The organism is Pseudomonas shirazensis, assembly GCF_050496565.1.
GTDB lineage: Bacteria > Pseudomonadota > Gammaproteobacteria > Pseudomonadales > Pseudomonadaceae > Aquipseudomonas > Aquipseudomonas shirazensis_A.
In genome coordinates, this window is record NZ_JBNWAE010000060.1 from 1 (window position 1) to 315 (window position 315).

A 315-nucleotide genomic window follows, 5' to 3' on the forward strand; every position below is an offset into this window, starting at 1 on the left:
ACGTTGGTGTTCGGGACCTGAAGGGTGCCCTTGCCATCGGCGCCAACGTTGACGGTGTAGTTGGTACCACCGACATTCACAGTCAGCGTGGTGGTGCTACCGGCCTGCGGCGGGTTGCTCAACTGGAAGTTGAAGGTGAGGTTTGCATCACCTTCTTTTGCTGCTTCGGCAGTGACGGCCACAGTCGTGGTGTCGATGGTGTCTTCGACAGCGACAGTAGTGGTCGCGCCGGTCAGATCGACGGCTTCGAAGTTGCCGCCATTGACTGCAGTGACGGTCGCAGTGACTTCGCTGCCGTCTTTGTAGACGTCTTCG

1 protein-coding gene is annotated in these 315 nt (G+C 58.7%); it reads right to left on the reverse strand.

Annotated elements, in window-relative coordinates:
• Positions 1-315: immunoglobulin-like domain-containing protein (locus tag ACQZ2L_RS25115; RefSeq protein WP_430328324.1), on the reverse strand; the 315-nt coding region annotated here is incomplete at both ends.